24 protein-coding genes are annotated in these 26965 nt (G+C 38.8%); 17 read left to right on the top strand and 7 right to left on the bottom strand.

From position 1 onward, the window contains the following. Positions 1-13: 13 nt before the first annotated feature. Positions 14-223: an NAD(P)H-quinone oxidoreductase subunit L gene (gene ndhL / locus H6G73_RS09690; protein ID WP_190603742.1), complete on the bottom strand. Its 210-nt coding sequence runs from the start codon at positions 221-223 to the stop codon at positions 14-16. Positions 224-1554: 1331 nt separating this feature from the next. Between ndhL and H6G73_RS09685 the strand changes: the two genes are divergently transcribed. Continuing rightward, entirely contained in the window at positions 1555-2886 is a 1332-nt protein-coding gene (locus H6G73_RS09685; RefSeq protein WP_190603740.1) for a hypothetical protein, read from the top strand. A gap of 17 nt (positions 2887-2903) precedes the next feature. Here H6G73_RS09685 and H6G73_RS09680 read toward each other — a convergent pair whose 3' ends face one another. Continuing rightward, positions 2904-3821 (bottom strand): lysylphosphatidylglycerol synthase domain-containing protein, encoded by a 918-nt coding sequence (locus H6G73_RS09680; RefSeq protein ID WP_190603738.1) that lies wholly within the window; start codon positions 3819-3821, stop codon positions 2904-2906. Positions 3822-4022: 201 nt separating this feature from the next. Between H6G73_RS09680 and H6G73_RS09675 the strand changes: the two genes are divergently transcribed. The 8 genes from H6G73_RS09675 (at position 4023) to H6G73_RS09640 (ending at position 15069) form a co-directional block, all read left to right on the top strand. Beyond that, positions 4023-4478 carry a DUF6658 family protein gene (locus H6G73_RS09675; protein ID WP_190603736.1) on the top strand — a complete coding sequence of 152 codons (456 nt, stop codon included), beginning with the start codon at positions 4023-4025 and terminating at the stop codon, positions 4476-4478. A gap of 36 nt (positions 4479-4514) precedes the next feature. Beyond that, positions 4515-5117, top strand: a complete 603-nt coding sequence (locus tag H6G73_RS09670; RefSeq protein WP_190603734.1) for a hypothetical protein — start codon at positions 4515-4517, stop codon at positions 5115-5117. Between the two features lie 900 nt (positions 5118-6017). Continuing rightward, positions 6018-8471, top strand: coding sequence for a phosphoenolpyruvate synthase (ppsA, locus tag H6G73_RS09665; RefSeq protein WP_190603732.1), 2454 nt, complete (start codon positions 6018-6020; stop codon positions 8469-8471). 98 nt (positions 8472-8569) lie between these two features. After that, on the top strand, positions 8570-9151 hold the full coding sequence (locus H6G73_RS09660; protein WP_190603730.1) for a GNAT family N-acetyltransferase: 582 nt from the start codon (positions 8570-8572) through the stop codon (positions 9149-9151). A gap of 3 nt (positions 9152-9154) precedes the next feature. Continuing rightward, the gene (locus H6G73_RS09655; RefSeq protein WP_190603728.1) at positions 9155-10657 is read left to right on the top strand and encodes a dolichyl-phosphate-mannose--protein mannosyltransferase; all 1503 of its coding nucleotides are present in this window, start codon (positions 9155-9157) and stop codon (positions 10655-10657) included. Between the two features lie 455 nt (positions 10658-11112). Beyond that, positions 11113-13410, top strand: coding sequence for a sensor histidine kinase (locus tag H6G73_RS09650; RefSeq protein WP_190603726.1), 2298 nt, complete (start codon positions 11113-11115; stop codon positions 13408-13410). Next, positions 13364-13810 carry a response regulator gene (locus H6G73_RS09645; RefSeq protein ID WP_190603724.1) on the top strand — a complete coding sequence of 149 codons (447 nt, stop codon included), beginning with the start codon at positions 13364-13366 and terminating at the stop codon, positions 13808-13810. Before H6G73_RS09650 ends, H6G73_RS09645 begins: the two co-directional genes overlap by 47 nt. 101 nt (positions 13811-13911) lie before the next feature. After that, positions 13912-15069, top strand: coding sequence for a hybrid sensor histidine kinase/response regulator (locus H6G73_RS09640; RefSeq protein ID WP_190603722.1), 1158 nt, complete (start codon positions 13912-13914; stop codon positions 15067-15069). 8 nt (positions 15070-15077) lie between these two features. Here the strand turns inward: H6G73_RS09640 and H6G73_RS09635 are convergent, their stop codons facing one another. Next, positions 15078-16229 carry an acyltransferase family protein gene (locus H6G73_RS09635; RefSeq protein WP_190603720.1) on the bottom strand — a complete coding sequence of 384 codons (1152 nt, stop codon included), beginning with the start codon at positions 16227-16229 and terminating at the stop codon, positions 15078-15080. Positions 16230-16341: 112 nt separating this feature from the next. Continuing rightward, the gene (locus tag H6G73_RS09630) at positions 16342-17541 is read right to left on the bottom strand and encodes an acyltransferase family protein (protein ID WP_190603718.1); all 1200 of its coding nucleotides are present in this window, start codon (positions 17539-17541) and stop codon (positions 16342-16344) included. A gap of 374 nt (positions 17542-17915) precedes the next feature. Between H6G73_RS09630 and H6G73_RS09625 the strand changes: the two genes are divergently transcribed. Then, the gene (locus H6G73_RS09625; RefSeq protein ID WP_190603715.1) at positions 17916-18125 is read left to right on the top strand and encodes a hypothetical protein; all 210 of its coding nucleotides are present in this window, start codon (positions 17916-17918) and stop codon (positions 18123-18125) included. Position 18126: 1 nt separating this feature from the next. Here the strand turns inward: H6G73_RS09625 and H6G73_RS24770 are convergent, their stop codons facing one another. Together H6G73_RS24770 and trmB are read right to left on the bottom strand one after the other, a co-directional pair. Next, complete coding sequence (locus H6G73_RS24770) at positions 18127-18255, bottom strand: hypothetical protein (RefSeq protein ID WP_256443815.1); 129 nt, start codon at positions 18253-18255, stop codon at positions 18127-18129. 420 nt (positions 18256-18675) lie between these two features. Further along, positions 18676-19317 carry a tRNA (guanosine(46)-N7)-methyltransferase TrmB gene (trmB, locus tag H6G73_RS09620; protein WP_190603714.1) on the bottom strand — a complete coding sequence of 214 codons (642 nt, stop codon included), beginning with the start codon at positions 19315-19317 and terminating at the stop codon, positions 18676-18678. Between the two features lie 130 nt (positions 19318-19447). Between trmB and H6G73_RS09615 the strand changes: the two genes are divergently transcribed. Beyond that, the gene (locus tag H6G73_RS09615) at positions 19448-20557 is read left to right on the top strand and encodes a metallophosphoesterase family protein (RefSeq protein ID WP_190603712.1); all 1110 of its coding nucleotides are present in this window, start codon (positions 19448-19450) and stop codon (positions 20555-20557) included. Positions 20558-20571: 14 nt separating this feature from the next. On the opposite strand, the gene H6G73_RS09610 is transcribed toward H6G73_RS09615, so the two are convergent. Further along, a complete protein-coding gene (locus tag H6G73_RS09610; RefSeq protein ID WP_190603710.1) occupies positions 20572-21789 on the bottom strand; it encodes an FIST signal transduction protein in 1218 nt (405 codons plus the stop codon). 361 nt (positions 21790-22150) lie between these two features. On the opposite strand from H6G73_RS09610, the gene H6G73_RS09605 reads away from it, so the two are divergent. The 6 genes from H6G73_RS09605 (at position 22151) to guaA (ending at position 26849) form a co-directional block, all read left to right on the top strand. Then, entirely contained in the window at positions 22151-22396 is a 246-nt protein-coding gene (locus H6G73_RS09605) for a Calvin cycle protein CP12 (protein ID WP_190603708.1), read from the top strand. Positions 22397-22473: 77 nt separating this feature from the next. Continuing rightward, the gene (locus H6G73_RS09600; RefSeq protein ID WP_190603707.1) at positions 22474-22611 is read left to right on the top strand and encodes a hypothetical protein; all 138 of its coding nucleotides are present in this window, start codon (positions 22474-22476) and stop codon (positions 22609-22611) included. Positions 22612-22828: 217 nt separating this feature from the next. Next, positions 22829-23419 carry a DUF3177 family protein gene (locus H6G73_RS09595; protein WP_190603704.1) on the top strand — a complete coding sequence of 197 codons (591 nt, stop codon included), beginning with the start codon at positions 22829-22831 and terminating at the stop codon, positions 23417-23419. 69 nt (positions 23420-23488) lie between these two features. Further along, positions 23489-23788 (top strand): DUF7734 family protein, encoded by a 300-nt coding sequence (locus H6G73_RS09590; RefSeq protein WP_190603802.1) that lies wholly within the window; start codon positions 23489-23491, stop codon positions 23786-23788. 100 nt (positions 23789-23888) lie between these two features. Next, entirely contained in the window at positions 23889-25004 is a 1116-nt protein-coding gene (gene cbiD / locus H6G73_RS09585; RefSeq protein ID WP_190603702.1) for a cobalt-precorrin-5B (C(1))-methyltransferase CbiD, read from the top strand. A gap of 219 nt (positions 25005-25223) precedes the next feature. Next, positions 25224-26849, top strand: coding sequence for a glutamine-hydrolyzing GMP synthase (gene guaA, locus H6G73_RS09580; protein ID WP_190603700.1), 1626 nt, complete (start codon positions 25224-25226; stop codon positions 26847-26849). Positions 26850-26965: the final 116 nt, after the last annotated feature.

Genomic DNA, 26965 nt, shown 5'->3' with positions numbered 1-26965 from the left:
CCTACCCAATTTGCTAAACGATTTGTCGCCGTTGGGGTCGAAAATTTAAAAACGGCGAGAGAACTAGTAAACCTGGAAAGAAAAAGAAAACCAAAAAGTACATAAAAGTACGTTCAATCGAACTAGCACTATACCAGCGCCACTTCAAGTACAACAACACAGCCACAGGGATAACCAGCAAATAAGCGCCAGCTAAAATCAGATAGAGTAGGGCTACAACCATAATTCTGCGAATAAGGATTTGGTGCTTCTGTCTTTCATCATAGGCTGAACGACTAGAGCAAGGGAAGCCTTCTCCCTGGTTTTTGCCATAGAAGCAGTCAAAGGTTGACTATAAATTTTCACCAAGTGGATCAAAAATAAAAAGTTGTGTTATAATAGAAATCGCTTGACAATTGCTAAGTGCAACACAAATAGCCAAAGCTACTATTTTGTTGTTACCTAAAGCTCTTTTTTAGGGTTTAAACACCAGGAAGTAGCGATCACGAAAAAAATTTTTCGATCTTGTTGGACAAAAAAGGCAATTGTATGGTGGAATAGATGAGGAGGTAATTGCTGCCTCTAAATCAGTAACCCTACGGGGGTGTGGCGGAATGGTAGACGCTACGGACTTAGAAAACTGAGCCTTGCGAAAGAAATTTTTCAAGTGTAAGCTCTCAAATTCAGGGAAACCTAACTCTGGCAACAGATATGGCAATCCTGAGCCAAGCCCGAAAAAGTCTGGAAATTAAAACTTGTTTTGTGGTGCTCGTACCAAAACATAGTTTTTAATTACCAATCTTCAGGGAAGGTGCAGAGACTCGACGGGAGCTACCCTAACGTCAAGACGAGGGTAAAGGGAGAGTCCGATTCTCAAAACCTAAAATTGCTTAAGCAATTAGGTAGTAGTGAAAGCTGCAAGAGAATGAAAATCCGTTGACCGTAAAAGGTCGTGTGGGTTCAAGTCCCACCACCCCCATATAAAATAAGTCAACAACACTTGATTTGTGTGATAGTTTGTAAATCTACGGTATTTATCGTCGATGACACACTGGTTTGAATGCCAATTCGTGTTGTGTATAATATACCCCATAACACAGCTGATGTGAAATTGTAGGGGCAGGTTAATTAAATATCATGAACTATTAACGATGATATCGGTGAACCCGCCCCTACAAATGTTTATTGAATGCGCCAAAATGCTCAATTGCATTAGATTGCTAATTGTTCATAATAATTTATAGATTTTTACTTTTCAGTAGTAATACATAGGTAATTTATTGGTTATAATTTCTGCAAGGCAAGAAATTGAGTAAGAAGCTACCAAAAAGCCTGTGAAACAAGCTTTTTTCGGGCTAAATTTTTATGCACAGACTTTTTTGTTAGGCTTTCTAAGATTTACGTATATTTACTGAGTTGCTCCTTGAAAACAATAGTAAAGATTTAACTCGTTCATTCTACTGAATTTACTTGATAAATTATCGAATCTTTATACATATATATTGATAGCCTTGAGAACCTAAAGTTAAGCTGATAACAATAAGGTTAGACGATTCAATCGTATTGAGAACTGGCATGACCTATAATAGTTTACCTAATGAAAAAGTACATCAAAATATACATAAGTCTGACATTAAAAATATAAACGTACAAAATGAGCAAGATAGGATTTATAGCTTCTTTCTTAATCTTCTCAAACAGCGTACTGCAACAGAAGTTATTCAGGAATTTAAGAACTTATTTATAGACTGTTTATATGTGGTAGAAGATGATAGTAAAATACCAGCAGTATATGCAACTTTTCTTGATCACAAAGAATTAGACTTTCGTAACACAATTAAACGCTGTTGTTATATTCTTGTCAATAATTGGGAAGGAGAAAGAAAGTATAAGTATATTGTTGATTTGGTGAATGTATTTGAAGCTTACCAAAATGATACAGAGAGACCAGAAATAGAAAAAGTAGCAGTTTGTTTTTCGTGGTTAGATAACTTTGTGAAAAGTAAAGATTATCAAGACCTAAAAACAATAGCAGCTAAATATGAATCTCAAAACCAAGTCCATTGGAGTAACCGCTACACAGCATATTTGTTAGCCGCTCAAGCTAGCGATGAAAATAATTCTGAAGAACGAAGAGAAACTGCTAAAAAATTATCTAAACGCCTCAAAGATAAATTTAAGTTTGATTTGGCTATGTATATTACATATGCTCAATCAGGTTCTGCTAGGGCTAATAAATATAAAAATCCCACTATACTGGGTGATAACGTCATCAGACTGATTAAAATTATTGTGAGCAAGAAGGGAGCTTTTAGTTATACAAATATTGCCAATATATTTATTCGCCAAACTCAAAGTCAAACTTTAGCAGAATTTAAAGAGAGTTTGCAAAAGTACCTTTTATTTTCATCTGTAGAGTTACCAGATTTCGTTGCCAATTTAGGTAAGCAGTTAACAGAAAATTTAGATGCGTGGAAATCTGAAAGTAATGATGCTGTAATTAATCCAGGATTATTTTTAAGAACCTGTAACCGAGTTATTGATTTATTAACTACTGAAAATGGTAGGGAACCAGCTTCATTATTTAATTCTTTAATTTCTGAGGGACGCTCTCTGACCTTGGTAATTTTACTATTAAAAATAGTCCTAATTTCTAAAAACTCCCGGAATCATTTGGAAGTCCGCATTGCGAAATTAATCAATATCTATGAAAGTTATCCTGAAGATGAATGTTATTGTTTAATTAACTTTATGGAAGTTTTTAATATTACATTTGCGATTCATGGAGAAGATATTGAATATAATTTAATTCATATGAAAGGAGAAAAAAAACCTTTCAACCCTGCATCTAATTTAGATGATTACCGTGTGTTTTCTCAACTGAAATTAGGTGATGCAGCAGAATAAAGAAGATTGAGTATTCTTTAACCTGACAGCTTGCGATCTAACCAAGCTAGGACTGCACCCAAGGTTTCAGCTACAATGCTAATGAGACGATAAAGAGCGATCGCACCAATCACTAGGGCTATGGGAAACTTGTGCTGTAATATAGCTATAGCCGTCGCTTCAAACACACCCAAGCCTCCAGGTGCACCGGGAACCACTAACCCCAATAGCCAAGCAAAACTGAAAGCACCGATTAATAAAGGAATTTGCTGCCAATGGAGCGTACTTAAAGCAAACATAGTTAAGATAAATCCCATAGCGCGCAAACCTAAAAAAGCTAATTCTCCTAACAAAGGTTTTAGAGGATAGCGTTGTATCTTCAGAAAATTCTGAGATGGTGTTGTGAGGTTTGATTTTTTAGCCTTGAAACGTGATAACAGGTGAATTGCTGGATTGAGACACCAAGGATGAACAGCAACAAGAATTACACCTAAACTTAACAGTTTGAGTATTTGTAGCCAAATATTCGGATGAGCAACAGCTAATTTACTACCAAATAAGACGATGATAATTAAAGCTGCTGCCATCATCAGCAGTGGTTCCAATAAGACACTGAAAGTAGCAATTTCTGTGGCAATATTGGCATTTTTAGCAGCAACTATACGCCCATAATAATGCCATACATTACCAGGTAAATATTTAGCAATGTTGGTTTGCAAATACACTTGAATAAAATCAGCAGATGAAACAGATTGATTTAATTCTTTCAGTACCCAAGTCCAGATCCAACCGGCCCAAATATGTGCTAGTAAAGTTACACCTGTAGCAATGGTCAAAATTGCCCATCCTGGAGCATCGATATTAATTTGACTGACTTCTAGCCAATTATCCTTAAAGGTTTTAATTAAAAAGAAGGCGGTGAAACCGCAAATCAACCAGCGAAAAATTTGCTTCATTATGGTGAGTGAATATATCCCTGAAGTTAGATAAAAATTACAGTTTCATCCATTTAGAATGTGGACTGGGTTAGAGCTAAAGATTAATTTACTGGTTTTACTCTTGATTAAGGTTGGTTCTACAGCTAAATAAAATCATATTTTGGCTACCACAGTCAATCAAGAATATCGTGGCTTGTTCTCAATGCTCAGGAGGACGAAGTGAAATATTTGATTACTTTGTTGAAAAAATTGCCTATTCGCTCAATTCTCAATATCTTTTTAGCTGGAATATTTTTGTTAGTGATCACTGCTTGTAGTGGTGCTGATAAGTTGGGAGCAAATCCTCAAAATCCAGCAGTACAAGCTAGTTTATTCTCAAATCCACAAATATTATTAGCATCTACGAAACAATCAGAAATTCTCTATCCTGGTGCTGAAACACCAGCAGGTAGAGTGAAGAAAGAAGCTGAATTACCAATTATTACTGAAGAAGATTTTCAACATCCTGAACCTGGTGGTTTAATTCAACGTGACTCAGATTTAGGAACTCGCATTCAAGAGCGAATAGATACTGTTAAAGAAGCAGTAAAAGATGCTTCTGGATTTTTGCAAGATAAGGCAGATGAAGCGAGTGTTAGACCGGAATTGCAGAAAAATTCCGCCGTTGGTAAATAAGCTGGGTATGCAGTTGCAAACTACAAGGAGAGGAATATGCAAAGATTCAAGAATTGGTTAAATAACTTGCAGCCATTGAAAATTTTGGGAATTTTTTTAGCGGGAATATTTCTCTTTTTAGCACAAGCTTGTAATCGTCCAGGAATTGCGGCTCAACCACCCCAACCAGCGAGTCAGCCACCTAATGTAGAAAGATATGACCCTACTAAAGATTATCCCATATCTCGTCCCGCAGGTGGGATGAATAACTTTAGTGATGTAGATCCTAGAGCCAACAGATTAGAAAAATATTCTGATGCTAGAGCTAAGGCTTTAGTGGAAAATTCACGTCGGAATATTGAACAGAAAGGTGTTGATAGTCCCGAACAATATGTACGTAATTATCAACGAGGTACACCATTTGATGAAAGGGTGAAAAACTTAGGTGAAGATGTAAGTAGTTCTGCGGAAGAAGTTAGAGAAGGTTTGACTAGGGGTACAAAAAGAGGGGTGGAAAATCTACAGGAAAATCTTGGTGGCGCGGCCAAGGATGTGACTAAAAATGTGCAGCGTGGCGCTGAAGATGTAAGAAAAAATGTTCAACGTTCTATTGAAGATACAGGAGAAGCGGTGAACAGGACTTTACGGGAAGCAGATTAAGTTCATCATTTTTGAAACAGATAAAAAACAGGCTTTTCTGCATTGTTGGTATGTCACTATACGTAAGTGTGGAAAAGCTTATTCTATGCCAAAGAAAAAACCAAAATCCCTCCCGCACTAGAAGAAGGGATTTGGTGTAGCCTAAGGGTCTCGCATTATTGTCTTTGGGTTGCAGCTATTTTATTGGCAGAAATAAAAAGTGGAAACATCCTCTCACCCACTAAGAGTATCTACCTCTCAGGTTCCTGACCTCTGAGACTTTTACACTGCATCCCCAAATGAAAATCTGGCAATAGGATACTATTTAATGCTTTCTGGTTATCGCAAGCTGAATCCCCCGGCGCAACACTGGGGGAGTTTTCCCATCAATTAGCAATTTCCTTACACCCCTGGAGGCTTTCTACTCCTGTGGCTGTTACACCTCATCCAGATATTTGAATTCGGGGATAAGATATTTTTTAATCTGATACAAGCCTAAATCAATACCCCCTGTTGTACGCACAGGGGAATTTATTTCATTTAGGGGAAAATATCAAAACTTTTTTCCCTCCGTAGAGAGATGTGAAAAGAGTAAATAAGTTTTTTCACAACAGGCTAAACTATATTTTTTGAAATTAAAAATAATAATCAACTTGATAATATTTAGTTATCGGACGATCTGAAGATTAAAAGTATGGTTGTCGTGCCTTTAATTAGCAAATAAATAGCCAGAATGGCAAAAATTTATTATTTAACAGTGAATAAAATGTAGTACAGTTCTTCTCAAGGCGAAGAATTATTAATTGTGGGTAAAATCTGCATCAGCGCGCCTAATCAAAAGTTTCAAAATTAAAATTAAATTTAGCCACAAGATTTTCACATTTACATACTGGCAGAGCATCTACTAGAGAGGTAATACTGATGGTTACAGCGTCTAATCGGACTGTATCTCAATCTGGCGGTAAAGATGACTCATTTGTTCTCTGGTTTGATGAAATAGGAATTGGGGATATCCCTTTAGTGGGTGGGAAAAGTGCCTCGCTAGGGGAAATGATTCAGCAATTAACATCCCAAGGTGTGAATGTGCCAATGGGATTTACAACTACTGCTTATGCTTATCGTTATTTTCTGGAATCAGCAGATTTAGAAGCACAATTACGAGCTTTGTTAGCTGATTTGCATGTAGAGGATATAGAGAGTTTACAACTGAAGGGGAAACAAGCGCGATCGCTACTTATGCACACACCCTTTCCTCACGAGTTGGTAGAGGCGATCGCTACAGCTTACCAAAGTCTCTGTGAACTATACAATGGCGAAGTTGATGTAGCGGTTCGTTCTAGTGCGACGGCTGAAGATTTACCTGATGCAAGTTTTGCTGGACAACAGGAAAGTTATTTGAATGTAGTGGGTGTGGACGGGGTTTTAGCAGCTTGTCATCGCTGCTTCGCTTCTCTATTTACAGATCGGGCTATTTCCTATCGTCAAAGGAAGGGATTCGACCACTTTAGTATTGCCCTAGCTGTGGGTGTGCAAAAAATGGTGCGTTCTGATTTAGCCTCTTCTGGGGTGATGTTTTCCATCGACACGGAAACAGGGTTTAAGGATGTCATCTTAATTACCGCAGCCTATGGTTTAGGTGAAAACATTGTCCAAGGAACGGTAAATCCAGATGAATATTATGTGTTTAAACCAACTTTTCAGGCAGGATTTCAACCAATCATAGATAAAAAATTGGGTAGTAAAAAGCTACAAATGGTCTATGATGATGGCACAAAATTTACAAAAAATTTACATGTTCCCGAAAGTGAACAAAATAAATTTGCCCTCACTGATGGAGAAATTTTACAGTTATCTCACTGGGCTTGTTTAATTGAAAAGCATTATTCCCAAGTTCATCAGAGTTACTGCCCAATGGATATAGAATGGGCAAAAGATGGTATCACGAATCAACTATTTGTAGTCCAAGCACGACCAGAAACAGTACAATCACAAAAGCCCAAAAATGTCCTAAAAACATATAAATTAGTATTAGAAAATCAACCACCTATTCCTTTATTAACTGGTCGGTCAGTGGGAGAGGCTATTAGTGATGGGGAAGTGAATATTATTCTAAATGTAAATAGAATTGACCAGTTTCAACCAGGTGATATTTTAGTAGCTGAAAGAACCGATCCTGACTGGGAACCCATCATGAAACATGCCAGTGCAATTATAACTAATTCTGGGGGTCGGACTTGTCACGCGGCGATTATTGCACGGGAGTTGGGTGTACCTGCCATTGTGGGTTGTGGTAATGCTACGGAAATTTTACAAAATGGACAACAGGTAACTGTATCTTGTGCAGAAGGTGAAGAAGGGAAGGTTTATGCAGGTTTATTACCTTTCATGAGGGAAGAAGTATTTTTAGATAACTTACCTCGTACCCAGACTCAAATTTTGATGAATGTGGGTAATCCCCAAGAAGCATTGAGTTTATCAGCCATTCCTAACGATGGAGTGGGGTTAGCGAGAACAGAGTTTATTATTGCTAACCAGATTCAAATTCACCCCATGGCATTAATTCACTACGATGCCTTGACAGACCATTTTGTCAAAAACAAAATCGCAGAAATTACAGCTAATTATGCTGATAAACCTGAATATTTTGTCCAAAAATTAGCTCAAGGAATTGGCAGAATTGCTGCTGCTTTTTATCCTAAACCTGTAATTGTTAGGATGTCGGATTTCAAAAGTAATGAATATGCCAATTTATTAGGTGGTAAACAATTTGAACCGCAAGAAGAAAATCCGATGCTGGGTTGGCGTGGTGCAGCACGCTATTATGATACAGGTTATAAAGAAGGCTTTGCTTTAGAATGTCGTGCTATGAAACAGGTACGGGAAGTGATGGGTTTAACAAATGTTATCCCGATGATTCCCTTTTGTCGGACACCAGAAGAAGGGACATTAGTATTAGCAGAAATGGCTAAAAATGGCTTAAAACAAGGTGTTAATAACTTGCAGGTATATGTAATGTGTGAGTTGCCTAGTAATGTGGTGCTAGCAGAAGAATTTGCTCAAATTTTCGATGGTTTTTCCATTGGTTCTAATGATATTACCCAATTAACATTAGGCATTGATAGAGATTCGGCCTTAGTTGCCCGGTTATTTGATGAACGCAGTGAAGCTGTTAAACGGATGGTGGGAATGGCTATTAATGCTGCGAAAAAACATAACTGCAAAATTGGGATTTGTGGACAAGCACCAAGCGATTACCCGGAATTTGTGAAATTTTTGGTAGAACAGGAAATTGATTCTATTAGTTTGAATCCAGATGCGGTGTTAAAAACCATGCTGGAAGTGGCAAAATATGAAAACTCGCGAGGGAAAAAATAGTATACCCAATTGGGAAAAGTTGCTGTATTCTTCTGGGAGGGTAGGTCAGATTTGACCTCCAATTGTTAAACTCTCAGGTAAGTTGAACCACAGGCAAGATGACGACTCTGGTAGAAACTGAACGCTTGATCATTCGTACTTGGATGCCTGACAGGGACGCACAACAAATGTTTGAAATGTATAATGATCCGCAAGTTATACATTTTCTCGGTAGTGCTGCTCGTCCTCCGAGTGTGGAGTCACAGCGTCAGCGTCTAATTGACAGTGTAGAGCGATCGCGTTTACGAAACAATGGCTCTGGATCTTGGGCTATAGTTGCAAAAGACGGTCAGCAGATTTTGGGGAAAATTATGCTGTCCCAGTTACCAGATCGCGATCGCATCCCCACTCAAGATTTTGAAATTGGTTGGCATTTGAGACGTTCAGCCTGGGGTCAAGGTTATGCCACTGAAGCTGGACATGCTATGCTTACCTACGGTTTCAATGTTGTTCGACTACCAATAATTTACGCTGTAGTTAATCCAGAAAATCATGCTTCCCTTCGCGTTATCAAAAAATTAGCAATGGAACCATTAGGATTAACAACCAAATATTACGGTATTGAATTGCTGCTGTTCCAAAAACATCCACCTGTGAATATAAACAACAGTAATTCTTCATTAAAAATCCACGACCAATGACCAATGACTAAAAATTTATTCAGACTGGGAATGTTAGGAATATTTATCCTGGCATTCTGTTTACGTTTTTGGGGACTAGATAGATTTAATACTTTAGTTTTTGATGAAGTTTACTTTGCTAAATATGGTAATAACTATCTAACCAATACGCCATTTTTTAACGCTCATCCTCCACTCAGTCAATATATCATTGGTGTGGGAATTTGGATTGGTAGTCACATTCCCTTTTGGCAGGATACTGTGAATGGACTGGCAGGTTCTGTCTTATCTCCTTGGCATTATCGGTGGGTAAATGCCCTCACAGGTTCCTTTATTCCCCTCGTTGTTGTTCTACTGACCTATCAATTAAGTTATCGGCGCAGCTTTGCTTTATTAGCGGGATTTTTTACAGCTTGTGATGGCTTATTTCTTGTTGAGTCTCGCTATGCTCTGAATAATATTTATATAGTAATTTTTGGCTTACTAGGTCATTGGTTTTTATTATTATCCTTAGAAAAACAGCATCAAAAGCGTTGGTTTTGGTTAGTGTTAGCGGGTATTAGTTTTGGTGCTTCCATTGGTACTAAATGGAATGGATTATGGTTTTTAGCTGGTGTTTATGGCATGTGGATTGGTGCTTGGTTAATTCGCTGGCTTCAATCTTTTTCTCCTCGTCCACGTATACCTTTATTTAAATATTTAGGTTATTTGGTGCCACCGGAAAATTCCCCAGACAAGAACATAATTCAGCCACAAACCCCACTGCAAAATATTACCCAATTAAACATCGAGCAAATTTTTTCTTGCTTAATGATTATTCCCGGATTAGTTTATAGCCTGATCTGGATTCCTCACTTGCAATTAGATCAAAGATTTGGATTTATTGCTGTCCACAAAGAAATTTTTGGCTTTCATCTACGAATGGGTGGTAATTTACCTAGTATTCATCCCTATTGTGCTGCTTGGTATAAATGGCCATTGTTAACTAGACCAATGGCTTATTACTACAAAACAACCCAAAGTTTCCAAGACCCTCTACCCGTATTTGAGCCAAATTTACCTTCCGGTGCCGGGAAGGTAATTTATGACGTTCATGCCCTTGGTAATCCTTTTTTATGGTGGTTTGGTATCGCTGCCATCTTATTTTTACTGGGGATGTTGTTTGTTAAACTTGTATTACCTAGTATTAAGAAACAATATTTATTTATACCAAAAAATTTACATCTTGATACTTGGATCGCCTTTTTTATAGTCATGAATTACGCGGCTAATCTTTTACCTTGGGTAAAAGTCACACGATGTACCTTTATCTACCATTACATGTGTGCAGTCATATTTACTTTTATCGCGATCGCTTGGTTTGTGGATCAGTGTCTGCGTAGTTATTATCAGCAATTGCGCGTCTTAGGTGTAACTATTACCTTTGTCATTATTGCAGCATTTATTTTCTGGATGCCTATTTATTTAGGCTTACCTCTCTCCCCAGCAGATTATGGAATGAGAATGTGGTTTAGGTCTTGGATTTAAGTCTTTTTTCAGTCAAGATGATCTCTAATTGACTTAACACAGGTACACAAACAGTGCTTATTTAATCGCATCATTTTTACATTTATTATCAGCCACCCTATGTACTGTCGGTTACACTGGAATCAACTTGCAGATTAGGAAAATTATGTCTAAGACTACTGTAAATTTCAGTCACTTAGATGCCAAGCAACTTTAACTCAGTAGTTAAGGCACAGAAGACATTAAATAAACATTGATACTCAAGGAAAAATTTGGTAATTTTGGCAATTATTAATGGTTTTCTCTTCCTAGCTCCAGCATAGGAAAAATAGCACAGTTGAAAGTATAAGTAAAGCGGCTGTGCCTGTTAATCTGCGAGGGGAATGAGTTAGTAAAGTAAAAATTTATCTAAATTGATTGGGTTCTAATTTGATTCACAAATTATCAATACTCTCAAATCAACAGAGGAGAAAAAGATGGATATCGACTCAAGATTATCAACCCTCAATATCAATAGCCTCAAGGAAGCACCCATCCATCTATCGAGTCAAATTCAGCCCCATGGAATTCTGTTAGTCCTAGAGGAACCAAGTTTACAAATATTGCAAGCTAGTGAAAATACCATGGAAATTTTCGGGTTGACTCCCGAAAAGATGATCCAAAAGAGTTTAGAAGATTTATTAGATCCCTATCAAATCAGTAAAATTAAATTCTGGTTATCTGAACCGAATCTAGATTTTATCAATCCTACTAAAATTTGGGTAAGAAAACAGGCAGATGACTATACAGTATTTGATGCTGTCTTTCAGCGGAATAGTGATGGTTTTTTATTACTAGAATTAGAACCGGCAATTTCTGCCGCTAATATTCCCTTTTTAAGTTTTTATCACTTAGCCAAAGCTTCTATTAACCGCTTAGAAAAGACTGCTAATCTGCAAGAATTTTGTCAAATTATTGTCGAAGAAGTGAGAAAAGTCACCGGATTTGACCGAGTGATGTTATATAAATTTGACGATGATGGCCATGGTTGTGTAATTGCAGAAGAAAAAATTCCGAGTCTAGAATCTTATTTAGGACTGCATTATCCAGAGTCAGATATTCCTCGACCAGCTAGACAGTTATTTATTTCTAATTCCATTCGACTTATCCCCGATAGTCATCTGCAACCAGTCGGCTTATTTCCTCTTTTAAATCCTCTCAATCATCGACCTCTAAATTTAACCAATTCTATCCTCAGGAGTCCTTCTCCCTGTCACCTTGAATATCTGCACAATATGGGTGTAGGGGCTTCACTGACAATTTCCTTAATCAAGGATAAAAAATTGTGGGGTTTAATCGCTTGTCATCATCAAACCCCCAAATATGTAGAATATGAATTGCGAAAAGCTTGTGAGTTTTTAGGGAGAGTGATTTTCTCGGAAATTTCTGCCAGGGAAGAAACAGAAGATTATGATTATCGGATGAATTTGACATATATTCAATCACGCTTAGTGGAATATATGTCTCAATCCGAAAGCTTTGTGGATGGTTTAGTAAAAAACCATCCCAATCTACTGGATTTAACCAGTGCCCAAGGTGCAGCTGTTTGTTTGGGAGGAAAATATACTTTAATTGGGGAAACACCGAAAGAAGAAGAATTAAATTTCTTAGTGGAATGGCTGAAAAATAATGTGGAAGATGAAGTATTTTCCACAGATTCACTGCCAAGAATTTATCCTGATGCTATTAGTTTTAAAAATGTGGCTAGTGGCTTATTAGCTATTCCTATTTCCAAGCAAAATTATGTCCTCTGGTTCCGTCCAGAAGTGATTAAAACTGTGAATTGGGGAGGTGATCCCAACCAAGCATTTGAAGTGAATGTCTCTGATGAAAATGTCCGTTTATGTCCACGTAAATCCTTTGAATCATGGAAAGAAACGGTTAGACTCACATCCTTACCTTGGCAATATGTAGAAATTAAAGCTGCACTGGGATTGCGAAAAGCAATTGTCAACTTAGTTTTGCGTCAAGCGGATGAATTAGCACTGTTAGCGCAAGATTTAGAACGTTCTAACGCAGAATTGAAAAAGTTTGCCTATGTAGCTTCCCATGATTTACAAGAACCACTCAATCAAGTAGCCAATTATGTGCAACTGTTAGAGATGCGCTATGCTACAGAACTCGACGCAGATGCAAAAGAGTTTATTGGCTATGCGGTGGAAGGGGTAAGCTTAATGCAAACCTTGATAGATGATGTATTAGCATACTCCAAGGTAGATACCCAAGCGATCGCTTTCCAAGTTACTGAAGTAGAAATAGCTTTAGAACGCGCTTTAAGCAACTTACGTCAGCGCATCGCAGAAACCGGTGCAACTATCACCCATGAACCCTTACCAACAGTCATGGCTGATGGTACCCAACTCATGCAGCTATTCCAAAACTTGATTGGTAACGCCATTAAATTCCGGAGTCATCAACCACCCCAAATCCATATCGGTGCAGAAAGATTAGAAGACGAATGGCTATTTTCTGTGCGGGATAATGGCATTGGCATTGACCCCCAATTTAGCGATCGCATTTTTGTGATTTTTCAACGCCTACATACACGGGACGAATACCCCGGTACAGGTATGGGTTTAGCAATATGTAAAAAAATTATCGAATGTCACCGGGGACGGATATGGGTAGAATCACAACTTGGTCAGGGTGCAACTTTCTACTTTACGATTCCAGTCGGAGGACGTGAACGTGAGCGTAGAAACGGAAGAAAAACACAAAACCATCTTTTTGGTTGAAGATAACCAAGCTGACATCCGTCTCATCAAAGAAGCCTTGAAAACTAGCTTAGTTCCCCATGAGATTATTACAGCTAGGGATGGGATGGATGCCATGGCCTATCTTCGTCAAGAAGGTCAATATTTAGATGCTCCACGTCCAGACATAATTTTGTTAGATTTGAATCTACCCAAAAAAGATGGACGGGAAGTATTAGCAGAAATCAAAGCTGACCCCAATTTGAAACGTATACCCGTTGTCGTGTTGACAACTTCAAGAAATGAAGATGATATTTTTCACAGCTACGATTTACACGTCAATTGCTACATCACCAAGTCTCGTAACCTGACCCAACTATTCCAAATTGTCAAAGGAATTGAGGAGTTTTGGTTATCAATTGCGACTTTACCATCAAAGTAAGTAATGTGAGATGAAGGAGATGGGGAGTTGGAAAGATAGGGAAAACATTTTACCCTATACCCTCTTCTTCAGCGTCACCAATTATCAATCACCGATTTCCAATGACCAATTTAGTCAACATCTTGTTAATTGAGGACAACTTAGCAGAAGCTAGGCTGCTAAAGGAGTTTTTGCACCAAACACAATCAAAAGCGTTCAATTTAGTTCATGTACAGCGATTGAGAGATGCACTACAGGAGCTAAATCAAAGTGTTTATGATGTAATTTTACTGGACTTAACCTTGCCAGACAGTCAAGGTTTATCATCCTTACCCCTATTGACGAATCAAGCACCAAGTCTTCCCATTGTCGTCTTGACCAATACCAACGATGACCAGTTAGCTATTGAAGCTGTACGTCAGGGAGCACAAGATTATCTAGTCAAACGACAAGTTAATCCCGATGTTTTAGTGCGATCGCTCAGTTATGCCATTGAACGTAAACAACTGTTAGAAAGAGTTCTAACCGACAATAAAGCCTTAGAACATACCATTGAAGAACGCACAGCCGAACTGATGAAAACTCAAGAACTCTATCAGTTCAAATCAGAATTTGTCTCTATGCTTTCCCATGATATTCGTAATCCGTTAAATACAATTTTATTAGCTGCTGGTTTATTACAAAACAATGATGACAAATTAACCAAAGAGAAAAAAATTAATCACTTTCAAATCATTCGTTCAGCCGTCAAAAATATGGCTAACTTATTAGATGAAGTATCATTTATTGGTAAAACAGATGTAGATAAATTTCAATTTCAATTAAAAGAAATTAATTTACAATTATTTTGTGAGCAAGTAACAGAAGAAGCGCGATTAACAGCTACAGAAAAAAACCTCACTTTAGTATTTAAGAGTAGTGGCAAAGTAATTAATAGTCAGTGGGACGACAATTTATTAAGACATATTATTACTAATTTACTTAATAATGCTATTAAATACTCCTTGCCTGGTGGCAAAGTACAATTTGATTTAATCGGTCAAGAAAATACAGTGATTTTGCGGTTTCAAGACTGGGGAATTGGTATACCTTCAGTAGACCAACCACAACTATTTCAACCATTTCACCGGGGTGAAAATGTAGGAGTCATTACTGGCACAGGTTTAGGTTTGGCTATCGTCAAAAAATGTGTAGAAGCCCATCACGGAGAAATCATGATTGAAAGCCAAGTGGGAGAGGGTACAACTGTCACTATTACCCTACCTTGCAAGCGCTGGTGAAAAATATTTTAAGTGCGGACTACTTTTGAACTATGAGATATAAATGGTTTTTCAAAGCGTAAGTAAAACAAATAAGCAAATAGTAATGATAATCCTACACTGAGTAGATAGTGCATAGCTGTAAATAAAACAGGAGATAACTGTAGACTAATCAGCCAATGACGGACTAGTGTTACTATTGGCCCGTGAGTGAGATACAAACTGTAAGAAAAACTTCCCAATGTTAGTAACCAAGTATGCTCAAATAAACGGAGAATGAAAGGACGTGTTTTATTTTCAATCACAATCTGAGAACAATATATAATCAAACAAGCAGCAGCCATAGCTGCAAAAGTTTCACAAATCCAAACATCTATTCCTAATATCTGCCACTCAGTTAATATTGCCAAACCAGTGAAAATAATAGCCAGCTTCTCCCAATGCCAACATTTTCTGAGTTTCATCAGATGAGGCTTGTCCGAAAATACAATATCTGCTGCTAACATACCAAGACTGAATGCACCCACAAACCAAGGGCGGCTGAAATCTAGATAACCACTAAATAAATAATGGGGTGTCAATCCAATCAAAAAAGCTATAGCAATAACCACAAACCAGTTCCATCGCCGCCATAAAGGTAATAATATGAGGGGAAATAAAAAGTAGATTTGCCATTCTAATCCTACACTCCAAAGTGGCAAGTTGAGAACATACTCTTGAAAATCTGGAGTCAAATTATGAATCAATAAAAGATGTAAAATGACATTTTTGACAGTAAAAGTGGTAGAAAACCAATCGTAAGGAAGTTTGCTCCATTGAAAATTAGTAAATTGCTCCCCAGCTAAAATAAATAAACTTAATAAACAGCATAAAATAAGCACAACATAATAAGGTGGAATAATCCTTCTCACTCTTCTGTGAAAATAGCCATATAAGTTGCCAGAGAGAGTGTGAGTTTTTGAGCGGACAACTGGTAGCATTAAACAATATCCAGATAAAACAATGAACAATGCCACACTAAATGAACCATAACGTAAAATTTTTGATGGTAAACTTATCCATTGAGATAAATTCTCTGGTTGATTTAGAAAAACATGGCAAAGTACCACATATAAAGCTGCCATGCCACGGATACCTTCTAAGAAGGAAAGGTGCAGTTTATGATCTTTCTTTTGATCCATTGTATTAATAAATTTTGATGCCTGTGGGGAATGAATTTCGCGGTTAGACTTATCACTAACTTTGGTGATGTACTGTAACCTCTATGTACAACAACATCAATACTTTCTCCGGTTAATTTTTTGTCGATGTTTCAGAAATTAGGACATCCTTAATTTTCCGCTGTTTCAAAAAATTGGACATAAATGGTCGTTCACAGAATAAGTAAAACCAATAAGCAACAATTAATGAAATTGCCGTACCTACTACATAGGATGCGGCTGCAAACATATCTGGTGAAAGGGGAAGATAAAACAGTCCGTAACGCACAAAAACTAACACTGGCCCATGGGTGAGATATAAACTATAGGAAAAGGTACCCAGGGCGATCGCCCAAGGATGTTGTAATATTTGTAATGCTAAGGGTGGTTGCTTGTTTTCCATAATTGACTTAGTTAAATAGATGATTAAACAAGCAAATGCCAGACCAGCGAAACTTTGATTAATCCAGATATGTAAGCCTAATCTTCGCCATTCAGTAATCACAGCCATACCAGTAAAGATAATAGCCAACCGTCCCCAAGGCAGAGAATTTTTGATCGCTACTAGCTGAGTTTTTTGAGAAAATCCAATATCTGCCGCTGCCATTCCTAAAGTAAATATACCTAAAAACCAAGGATTAGCTGATGCTAAGAAGCCATTAGTAAAAGATATGGGAATTAAGCCAATAGTAAAGGAAATGATGACAACTGATAATAATCCCCAACATCTCCAAATTGGCAGTAATAATAAGGGAAAAATAAAATAAGTTTGCCATTCCGTGGCAATAGTCCACATAGGTGGATTAATAGTCAAGTATGTACTACTGTGCAAATTATGAACTAATAGCAAGTGAGAAATAACATCAATCCACGAAAAGTGAGGATCAAATGCACCAGCACCAGCTAGTTTATTCCATCGAAAACTAGTAAATTGCTCCAGAACAAAAACCACAGCACTTATGAAAATACAAATCAATAAGGCTATGTAATATGGAGGTAAAATTCGTCGTGCTCTCCTTTTCAAATAATTAATGAAACTGCCTGTTAAATGTCCATTTTCAGAACGTGCCACTGGTAGCATCAAAACATACCCAGAAAGCACAATAAAACTAACAACACTAAATGCACCATATTGCATAATTCTGACTAATAACAACCAATGCAACGGCAGTTCTCCCCCCATGGAAGGTTCAACGTGAACAAGTACAACATACAGCGCAGCTAATCCACGTAATCCATCTAAGTAAGGAAGATGCAGCCTTTTTTGGTTATTTTTTTCTATAACTTGAGTCATTTCTTTCATCTCCCATAACGGTTTCGATATTAGAGCATCAGTTTTCTGATAATTGGTGTAACTTCTGTAAATTCCCTACATATCTGCATGGAAAAATTGCAGATTTATACAAACATCAGCTAGATTTGGGCTTTCATCCCATATCTAGAGCCAGATGCAATTAATTAGTTGTTGTAAAGATATTTACCAACATCTTTACCACATTCATGAACTGCAAATTATCACAGCATCGATATCAGTGGTTTGTCATTTCACCACTAAGAACAACTATTTAAAAATTGAGATTATTAATGCCTGTTTTGAATTCTCATTCAAAACACAGCAAATTCTGTAATGATTATTTGATGACTTGACTTGGAGAATTTGAGAAAATCATGCTTGCTGTGAGTTGGTCAAATATCATTTGTCTCTCTTCCCAACTCATGAGTTTTATTCATCAACAATCATCTGGTGTCTACTATCAAAGTGGTAATGGTTACGACACCAGTAAATCATATGACCTAGCGATGAGAATTCCTTCTCATGACAATCAAGCTGTGATTCCACAATTACTTTCAAATTTCCAAGCAAGCAAAGCACATTAAACTAAGGGGGAGTTTCTCCAACTTCAGCCATGATATTGAAGTTAACCATGGGAGCAAACAAATAAATCCGTCCCCGATTACTATAACGGCTTCCTTGCAGCCAGTTTTTCTCGTCTGCTGCTGTTTTCATTGTTTAATACACACAGAATTTACATATTCACTAAAGGTTTTTTGTAGTGAGATAATTAGTTTACTTTCACTATCCTAAAAGAGACTTACAAAGATTTAATCAAGAAACAGTAAATTTTTGCAGAAAAATATAAAAATTCTACAAGTAACTTGGTTGAACTATCAAGTTATATCTATTGACTTGATTGGCGATTCTCATGATAAGTGATAGATTTAATACCAATACAACTCAATCAAAATAATAAGACCAACTTGATCAGATACTACAGATAATCATTTCATCCTTTGTTTGCTGTATCTTTATCTGTGGTCAATTATTCTAGTTCATCTCCATTTGGTTGGCATAAGAGATAAGTAGGGGTAAAACTATTGCTCAACCCCTAATCAAAATAGAGATACTGTAATTAGTATTAATAGTTTCCTATGCACCTTTTTTAGTAAAAATAGCCCGATACACAGGTTCACCTTTGTTTTGAGTGGCGATTTCTCTCTCTGTGGGTACGGAGAGGGGATTTTCTACTAACCATTCCTCTGTACCTAGTTTAGTAAATGCTGGATGTTCACGAAAGCGATCGCACATTTCCACTGCTACAAATTCTATATCCGATTGTAAAAACACAACTCCTCCCACAGCTAAATAATCAGCTAATTCAGTCACTAGCTGGGGTTGTACCACACGGCGTTTTGCGTGACGGGTTTTAAACCAGGGATCAGGAAATTGAATAGTGACACGCTGTAAGGTTCCAGGAGTAAGGGTAGATAACAGAAATCTGAGAGAGTTATTGGCATTGCAAAAAATATAATGTAAGTTCTTCAAATTCATCTCATCCCGTAGCTTATTGGCCTCCATAACCAAAGGTTCACGAATCTCTAAACCTAAAAAATTCCAGTTACTTTCTATTTGTGCCATTTGCAGCACAAATCTCCCCCTAGCACAACCAATATCTAAATGTAGAGGTTGATGATGTTGTGCATAGATTTCTTCCCATACTGGAGATAAAACTGGGTTTTGAAACTTACGGGCCAATGGATTAACATGCTGACGAACGCGAACAGGTGACAAAGTTAGTTCTCCTTGGATATCGAATTATGTATATAAATGTTAAGTCTATTTGTTGCTCTACAGGTAGACAGGGCAAGAGTTATACTTTGAAAAAAGAGGGTATTCTTGCTATTAACATCTTCTTAAATCAATGACTTTAAAATTTCGTTTTGGCATAGTGAGCGACTTACACATTGCTCTACCACATACCATATGGGATCACCCTAGTCGATTTCATTTAGTCGAGGTGAGTATTCCCGCTTTGGAAAGTGTACTAGAACATTTAATGCAGCTAAATCTTGATTTTTTATTAATTCCTGGGGATTTAACTCAGCATGGTGAACCACAAAATCACGAATGGTTGCAAAAAAGATTATCTCAGCTACCCTTTCCTGTTTATGTGGTGCCAGGAAATCATGATGTGCCAGTGTTAAAGGCCAATCAACAATCTATTGGTTGTGCAGATTTTCCCTATTATTATCAAAAATTTGGTTATGAACAACCAGAGCAAATATATTATTCTCAGTCAATATTGCCTGGGGTGCGGCTCATTGGTCTGAATTCTAACTCATTTGATCAGGACGAACAGCAGGTAGGAAGGATAGATCGGCAACAATTACAATGGCTAGAGGCAGAACTACAACAGGTTCAGGATGAGTTAGTTTTGGTCATGGTTCATCACAATGTGGTCGAACATTTACCGAATCAATCGCGTCATCCTATGGCTCATCGGTATATGCTGGAAAATGCTGGGGAATTATTAGCCATTCTCAAACGCTACAAAGTCAAATTAGTGTTTACTGGTCATCTCCATGTCCAAGATGTAGCCTGCTCGCAAGGCGTATATGATATTACTACAGGCTCTCTAGTCAGCTATCCCCATCCTTATCGGGTGCTGGAATATTATCGTGATGATTTTCATCGAGAATGGTTACAAATCGTCTCCCATCGGGTCGAGTCTGTGCCGGATTTTCCTAACTTACAACATCTATCACGAAAATGGATGGGCGATCGCTCCTATCCCTTTCTCGTCAAGCTATTAACTTTGCCACCTCTAAATTTACCCTTAACCCAAGCACAGGAGTTAGCCCCTGGGATGCGGGATTTTTGGGCTACAGTAGCCGATGGGGATGCAGTATTAGATTATCCAGATTTTCCTGTCCATGTCCGCAGCTATATTCAACAATATGGGGCGATCGCTCATGATAGCAGTGCTACCCTGATAGATAACCACAGCACCTTGTTAATCGGTCATGGATAAAAGGTGATAGCTATTTAGGAATGGGCTTGACGGCAAATAGCGAATACAGAAGTATAACCATGTAAAAATGTTCTCCCACCGACAGGGCCAATTTCACCCCCACAGAAGAAGCCTCCCACAGGAATATCTTCAACATATTGGTTAAATAACTGGGAATCAAAATTTGCTTGGTTGTAAAGCCCTTGGCCTCGTCCTAGACAGGTAAACATCAACGCCCCACAAGCAGAAACTTGCTCATCATCTGGGTATTGGTTTTGGTACTTCTCCAACAAAAACTCTAAATCTTCCGCAGAAGCATGGGCATCTCGTAGGTGAAATTGTAACCTTTGTCCAGGACGAATGCGATCGCCAATAGCAATGGCCCCAGCCGTTGGATCTACCCCTAAAATATTACGAATTAAAAAATCACCTTGCTGTAAGTTCAGCTTAAACTCATCCATTGCCAACCCCACAAACAGAGAATGTTGGGCTAACTTACGTTCTTCTTCACTTAAACTGCTAATCAAGTCCCGCAACAAGTTCAAAGGGACTTTTTCATCTAACTCTAAAATAATATTTCGTTCCGCTTTGGTGACTCGCAACGGTTCCCCAATGGGTCGGCATCCTTGGGCCACAATCGTATCCAACACAATATTGCCAGCCAATGCTACTCCCACTGTACCTTCTCGATGCAAGCGATCGCCACAAAACAAAGCCACACGACCATTCATAAACCCGCTACTAGCTAGACCACCTACCGTCACCGAACCTGGATAAGCAAAATCCAACCCCTGTAATAGGTCATTAATTCCCGCACCAGTAGGACTAGACAAAACAATAAATTGGGGTTTCTCAGACGGAGAAACACCAAGCAAATCAATCCAAGCATTGGGGGAACTGTCTAAATCTGGTAATTCATCTGCTAGCACATGAAAAGGTTTCACTTCTACCCCTGGCAGATGAGCTAAGGTAAGGCTAATTGCTGGTTCCGCTTCTATTTCCTGAGTTTGTCCTTCCTTTTCACCAATCACACCCCCAGCACTACAACCAATCAACACTGGGACAGACAATTTCTCTGCCAATAAAGGTAAGAGTCGAGAATACTCACTCATAAAAGCAGATGAAATGAAAACCAGTCCTAAATCCGCAGGTGCCGGTAAAGCTGAAACAGCTTTTTGTACCACCTCTGTAACAGCTGCTTCCAAGGAGGGACGGGTAGATAGGGCATTTGCCCACTGCATTTGATCTGCCATGAGTTCTGGACTGTTTCTATATTCGGGCTATTTGTTCATCTATTTGCGTCAGGGAAGTATTACATCTGACTAGACTTCACACTAGACCTTTCAACATCCCCATGATTGGGGGTGTCGCTCCCTGCTGTACAAATTTACATATATTGTATGATTAATCCCCCATAGTATTGACGCTACAGTATCGAAAAACCCAAATCTCACCACATTGAAGATGAAAATAATCCCTGCAAAGGTTAGGGATTGATGAATGAGTATATACACTCACCTATGAAATGGGTAAAATGGTAGATGATAAAGTAAAAACTGCCATTTTTGAATTTTTCTCAACCCCTATCAGCAAAAAAATAACGAGACTAAAAAGATGACCAACATCCAAGAAAAAACCGAGACCCCAATTGACGATAAAATCAGAGAAGAAGTAGAAAACGCTCGTACAGTCTGCGATATCAGTGGTAGCAACTCAGCTGAGTGTGCTGCTGCTTGGGATGCAGTGGAAGAACTACAAGCAGAAGCTTCCCATCAACGTCAAAATAAACCCAAAAATTCCCTAGAACAATATTGTGATGATAATCCAGAAGCTGCTGAGTGCCGTGTTTACGACGACTAGAAATGTAGCCTAGACCATTTTTCCTTCCAGAACTCAACAGCCATAAACTCAACTGGCAAAACACAGCAGTTTATGATTTGAATAAACATTTTCAGCTAGACGGGGAAATTATTCCCCGTTTTTCGCTCTATAATCGTTGGCTAATGTTTATGTGGCAAGAGTTAGACAAGAATCAAAACTTACCTAGCAAAATCAAACTGCCTGCATATACATAAACTAAAGTATCGATATCCTAATAAAGAAATTTTGATGTGTCTGGACGATGCTTTAAGGAGATTTTGGTCTGTAAGCTGGATTTTTCCTGAATTGTCACCTATTTTGCCCTCATTCCTGTCCCCAGACAGATTTGCTCAATTCTTAACAATTCTGGAACATTAGCAATAAATTGGAAAACAACAGTTAAATTTTGTATTGATTGATTAACAACTAGTTATGACACAAGTATGGTTCCGCCCTTACGTCTGGATAGATTATCGGCTGGCGGTATTATTTATCGTGATTATTCCCTTAATTCTGCTGATTTGGGCTTTTGTGCAAAAAGCAGAAGGAATACAACGTTTGTTAATGATTTACTGGCGAGTTGCTAGTTTGTGGATCATCACAATTTATTTGATGATGGGTGGATTTGCTGTCAGTTTTATTACCGATTGGATAGCACGCATTCTCATTCCCATATCTCTGTGGTTTTGGGTGGATCTGAATGATGAAATTGAGTATCAACCCAAGGGTCTATTGAAATTGCTGTTCAGATCGTGGCGATGGGCAACAACAGTTTATTCCATTCTCGGTGCGATCGCATTTGCGCCTTTTTTGAGTTGTGCTTTCTCTTCCACAACTTTGAAAACCAACTACTGTAGCGTGTGGTTAGAAGCACCATTACTGTTTAAAGATTATTTCCATCATAATAGCAAACCTGCTTTCCTGGGTTTCTTGGGAATAATTGCTTTAGTCATTTATGTGCTTTATCTCAGCTATTTTATCTTGTTTAAACTCGGTAAACAAGGACGTTCAGCGACTCAATAACCGCTAAACATGAAGGTGGATTCCATCTTCAATCTTGACCATGAAGTAATGTTTGACAGTTTGTTATTGATGAATAATTCCATTGCTAAAAGGCTAGAACAGTACACAATCAAGCGACCCCAAGAGGTTTTGATCGTCACCATAGAACTAGAGGAAGATCAGGACAAAATCGCCGTTTTTAAAGGGTTTTCTAGCTCATTAATGCGTGCTACAGCTTTTGATCCAGATATACCCGTCCTCCCAGATGAGGCGAAAATTATCGCCATTGACCGTATCGCTAGCCCTTACAACCCTGAATCACCTCGTTATATTCAAACCGCTATCTCTTGGGAAGCTATGCAAAATTTACTGGCAGAGGTTGGGGTTTAGAATTGGCCAGAGGTGAGAGGCGAAAAATTTGCCTGTCCTTTACCAATGAATCAACAGTGACCAACGGACAGATTTAATCACCAAACATTTGATTTTGCCCATGTCCCGTTTTGGATATACTCTCCCTGTGTTTGCTTGTGGGGCTGCGATAGCAGCTTTACATTGGCTGCGTCATCAACAGTCACTGGCAATGGTGACAGTTGATTTAATTACACCTGTAGAAATAGCAGAAATACCGATTGAGCAGGTAGCAGGATTGTCGGCAACTCAAGCCTTAGGAATTAGCCGCAGCGACCCTGGTGATAATCTGGATTTGACCAAAAATACACCAGTTTGGGCCTTGGTGGAGTGGCGGACAGATGATGGGGAAGTTGTCATGATTAAAGGGGGAGAAGGAATTGGCAAAATTCAGAATGCTAGTGATGCACCAGCAATTTATGGCTATGCTCAAACCTTATTACGAGAAAATTTACGCCGACTACTAGCACCAGGGGAAAAAATAGCGGTCACGATTATCTTACCAGCCGGGCGATCGCTCGCTGTGAGAACTTCTAACTCTGCCTTTGGTGTAGTAGAAGGACTTTCTTTATTAGGAACTACAGGTATTTCTCAACCGTTGAGTACACCTGATCAATTAGAGGCTTTCCGGGCTGATTTAGCAGCTAAAGCCAGTCGCTTTTCAACATTAGTTTTCTGTATTGGGGAAAATGGCCTAGATTTAGCGCGCAAACTAGGAATTAACCCTGAACAATTAGTGAAAACAGCTAATTGGTTAGGGCCCATGTTGGTAGCAGCCAATGTCTTAGGTGTCAAAGAAATTTTATTGTTTGGTTACCACGGCAAATTAATGAAACTGGCCGGGGGAATTTTTCACACCCATCATCATTTAGCTGACGGTCGGCGGGAAATTCTCACGGCTCATTGTGCTATGGTGGGCTTACCCGCTGCTGATATCCATCAAGTATTTAATTCACCCACCGCTGAAGCAGCACTACAACATTTGCGATCGCTTGATAGTCAAAATCACAGTAATTGGGTCATGCAAATATATAGGGCCATTGCTGAAACCATTGACCTGCGGGTAGCAGAATATATCCACAGCCATAGCGACCAGGGTCAAGGTATCACAGTTGCTGGTTCTGTGCTTTTTGATCGCGATCGAGAAATTATTATTAAAAGTCAAACAGGTTGCATGTTATTGCATAAATTGTGTTAACTTAATATGAATTATCATAAATAAACCAAATCAATAATTTTTTCAATAACTGCTCTAGAGTGATTTTGTTTTTCTAAATATCCTAGCCCAGAACATGGCTAAACGGACGCGGTGTAAGTCGCGTCTATATACTCTTTGCATACCATTAGCTGCCCATTTAGGCAAAACTTAGACCATTAATTAGCGATCTCTTATCTTTAAAGACACACTCTCGCCATCATGAATACAGCGGTGACTCTACTAACCGACCAACAAGCACCTCAAGACCAGGAGAATTTGGGGCAGCTAAATCGCCAAATGATTGTAATTCTTGACTTTGGTTCTCAATATTCAGAACTCATTGCCCGACGTATCCGCGAAACTCAAGTATATTCGGAAGTTCTTTCCTATCGCACCACAGCTGAACAATTACGTCAACTCAACCCCAAAGGAATTATTCTCTCCGGTGGGCCAAGTTCAGTATACAGCGACTATGCACCCCATTGTGACCCAGAAATCTGGAAATTAGGTATACCTGTTTTGGGTGTTTGCTATGGAATGCAGTTGATGGTCAATCAACTGGGTGGAGAAGTTACCAAAGCTGACCGGGGTGAATATGGTAAGGCATCACTCTATATAGATGATCCCACAGACCTGTTGACCAACGTGGAAGATGGCACAACCATGTGGATGAGTCACGGTGACTCTGTAACCTCCATGCCACCAGGATTTGAACTGCTAGCCCATACAGATAATACTCCCTGTGCGGCTATTGCTGACCATCACAAGAAACTCTATGGTGTGCAATTCCATCCAGAGGTAGTACATTCCATTGGTGGTATAGCTTTAATTCGCAACTTTGTTTACCATATTTGTGATTGTGAACCCACCTGGACAACCGCAGCCTTTGTCGAAGAATCTATTCGGGAGATTCGGGCGAAAGTTGGAGATAAACGGGTACTTTTAGCACTTTCTGGTGGTGTAGATTCTTCTACTTTAGCCTTCTTACTTCACAAAGCCATTGGTGACCAGTTGACTTGTGTGTTCATTGACCAAGGCTTTATGCGGAAGTACGAACCAGAAAGACTGTTAAAGCTGTTCCAAGAACAGTTTCATATTCCTGTCGAGTATGTCAATGAACGCGATCGCTTCCTGACAGCCCTAAATGAGATCACAGACCCTGAAGAAAAACGTCGTCGCATCGGTCATGAGTTTATCCGTGCTTTTGAAGAAACATCGAAACGTCTCGGACACTTTGACTATTTAGCCCAAGGAACCCTCTATCCTGACGTAATTGAATCTGCTGATACCAACGTTGACCCCCAAACAGGTGAACGAGTAGCAGTGAAAATTAAGAGTCATCACAACGTCGGTGGCTTACCTAAAGACCTGAGATTTAAACTCGTGGAACCATTACGGAAACTCTTCAAAGATGAAGTCCGTAAAGTTGGGCGTTCTTTAGGTTTACCAGAAGAAATTGTTCAACGTCAGCCCTTTCCCGGCCCTGGGTTAGCAATTCGCATCTTGGGTGAAGTCACCGCGGAAAGGTTAAATATCCTGCGTGATGCTGATTTAATCGTCCGTCAAGAGATTAATCAACGCGGTTTATATAACGAATATTGGCAAGCCTTCGCTGTTTTATTGCCCATTCGTAGCGTTGGTGTCATGGGTGATAAACGTACCTATGCTTACCCAATTGTGCTGCGGATTGTTACCAGTGAAGACGGAATGACAGCCGACTGGGCCCGTGTACCATACGATGTTCTAGAAGCTATTTCCAACCGCATCGTCAATGAAGTGAAAGGTGTCAACCGTGTGGTGTATGACATCACCTCTAAGCCACCTGGAACCATCGAATGGGAATAGAAACGAGATAGGGAAGCATTCCTGAAATGGGGAATTATACCAACTCGAAAAATTTTGCACACAGATGATTACCCCACCCGCGCTATCGCGCACCCTCCCCGCTTGCGGGGAGGGTT

It is taken from the genome of Richelia sinica FACHB-800 (assembly GCF_014698825.1).
GTDB lineage: Bacteria > Cyanobacteriota > Cyanobacteriia > Cyanobacteriales > Nostocaceae > FACHB-800.
This window is presented reverse-complemented; position numbering and strand designations above follow the sequence as displayed.

Coding starts and splice junctions, on each gene's coding strand:
- guaA (WP_190603700.1), top strand. CDS start 25,224: ATGAATACAGCGGTGACTCTACTAACCGACCAACAAGCACCTCAAGAC.
- H6G73_RS09605 (WP_190603708.1), top strand. CDS start 22,151: ATGACCAACATCCAAGAAAAAACCGAGACCCCAATTGACGATAAAATC.
- H6G73_RS09655 (WP_190603728.1), top strand. CDS start 9,155: ATGACTAAAAATTTATTCAGACTGGGAATGTTAGGAATATTTATCCTG.
- H6G73_RS09615 (WP_190603712.1), top strand. CDS start 19,448: ATGACTTTAAAATTTCGTTTTGGCATAGTGAGCGACTTACACATTGCT.
- H6G73_RS09640 (WP_190603722.1), top strand. CDS start 13,912: ATGACCAATTTAGTCAACATCTTGTTAATTGAGGACAACTTAGCAGAA.
- H6G73_RS09625 (WP_190603715.1), top strand. CDS start 17,916: ATGCTTGCTGTGAGTTGGTCAAATATCATTTGTCTCTCTTCCCAACTC.
- H6G73_RS09590 (WP_190603802.1), top strand. CDS start 23,489: ATGAATAATTCCATTGCTAAAAGGCTAGAACAGTACACAATCAAGCGA.
- H6G73_RS09635 (WP_190603720.1), bottom strand. CDS start 16,229: ATGGATCAAAAGAAAGATCATAAACTGCACCTTTCCTTCTTAGAAGGT.
- H6G73_RS09595 (WP_190603704.1), top strand. CDS start 22,829: ATGACACAAGTATGGTTCCGCCCTTACGTCTGGATAGATTATCGGCTG.
- H6G73_RS09660 (WP_190603730.1), top strand. CDS start 8,570: ATGACGACTCTGGTAGAAACTGAACGCTTGATCATTCGTACTTGGATG.
- H6G73_RS09670 (WP_190603734.1), top strand. CDS start 4,515: ATGCAAAGATTCAAGAATTGGTTAAATAACTTGCAGCCATTGAAAATT.
- H6G73_RS09685 (WP_190603740.1), top strand. CDS start 1,555: ATGACCTATAATAGTTTACCTAATGAAAAAGTACATCAAAATATACAT.
- H6G73_RS09650 (WP_190603726.1), top strand. CDS start 11,113: ATGGATATCGACTCAAGATTATCAACCCTCAATATCAATAGCCTCAAG.
- H6G73_RS09680 (WP_190603738.1), bottom strand. CDS start 3,821: ATGAAGCAAATTTTTCGCTGGTTGATTTGCGGTTTCACCGCCTTCTTT.
- H6G73_RS09630 (WP_190603718.1), bottom strand. CDS start 17,541: ATGACTCAAGTTATAGAAAAAAATAACCAAAAAAGGCTGCATCTTCCT.
- ndhL (WP_190603742.1), bottom strand. CDS start 223: ATGGTTGTAGCCCTACTCTATCTGATTTTAGCTGGCGCTTATTTGCTG.
- H6G73_RS24770 (WP_256443815.1), bottom strand. CDS start 18,255: ATGAAAACAGCAGCAGACGAGAAAAACTGGCTGCAAGGAAGCCGTTAT.
- ppsA (WP_190603732.1), top strand. CDS start 6,018: ATGGTTACAGCGTCTAATCGGACTGTATCTCAATCTGGCGGTAAAGAT.
- cbiD (WP_190603702.1), top strand. CDS start 23,889: ATGTCCCGTTTTGGATATACTCTCCCTGTGTTTGCTTGTGGGGCTGCG.
- H6G73_RS09610 (WP_190603710.1), bottom strand. CDS start 21,789: ATGGCAGATCAAATGCAGTGGGCAAATGCCCTATCTACCCGTCCCTCC.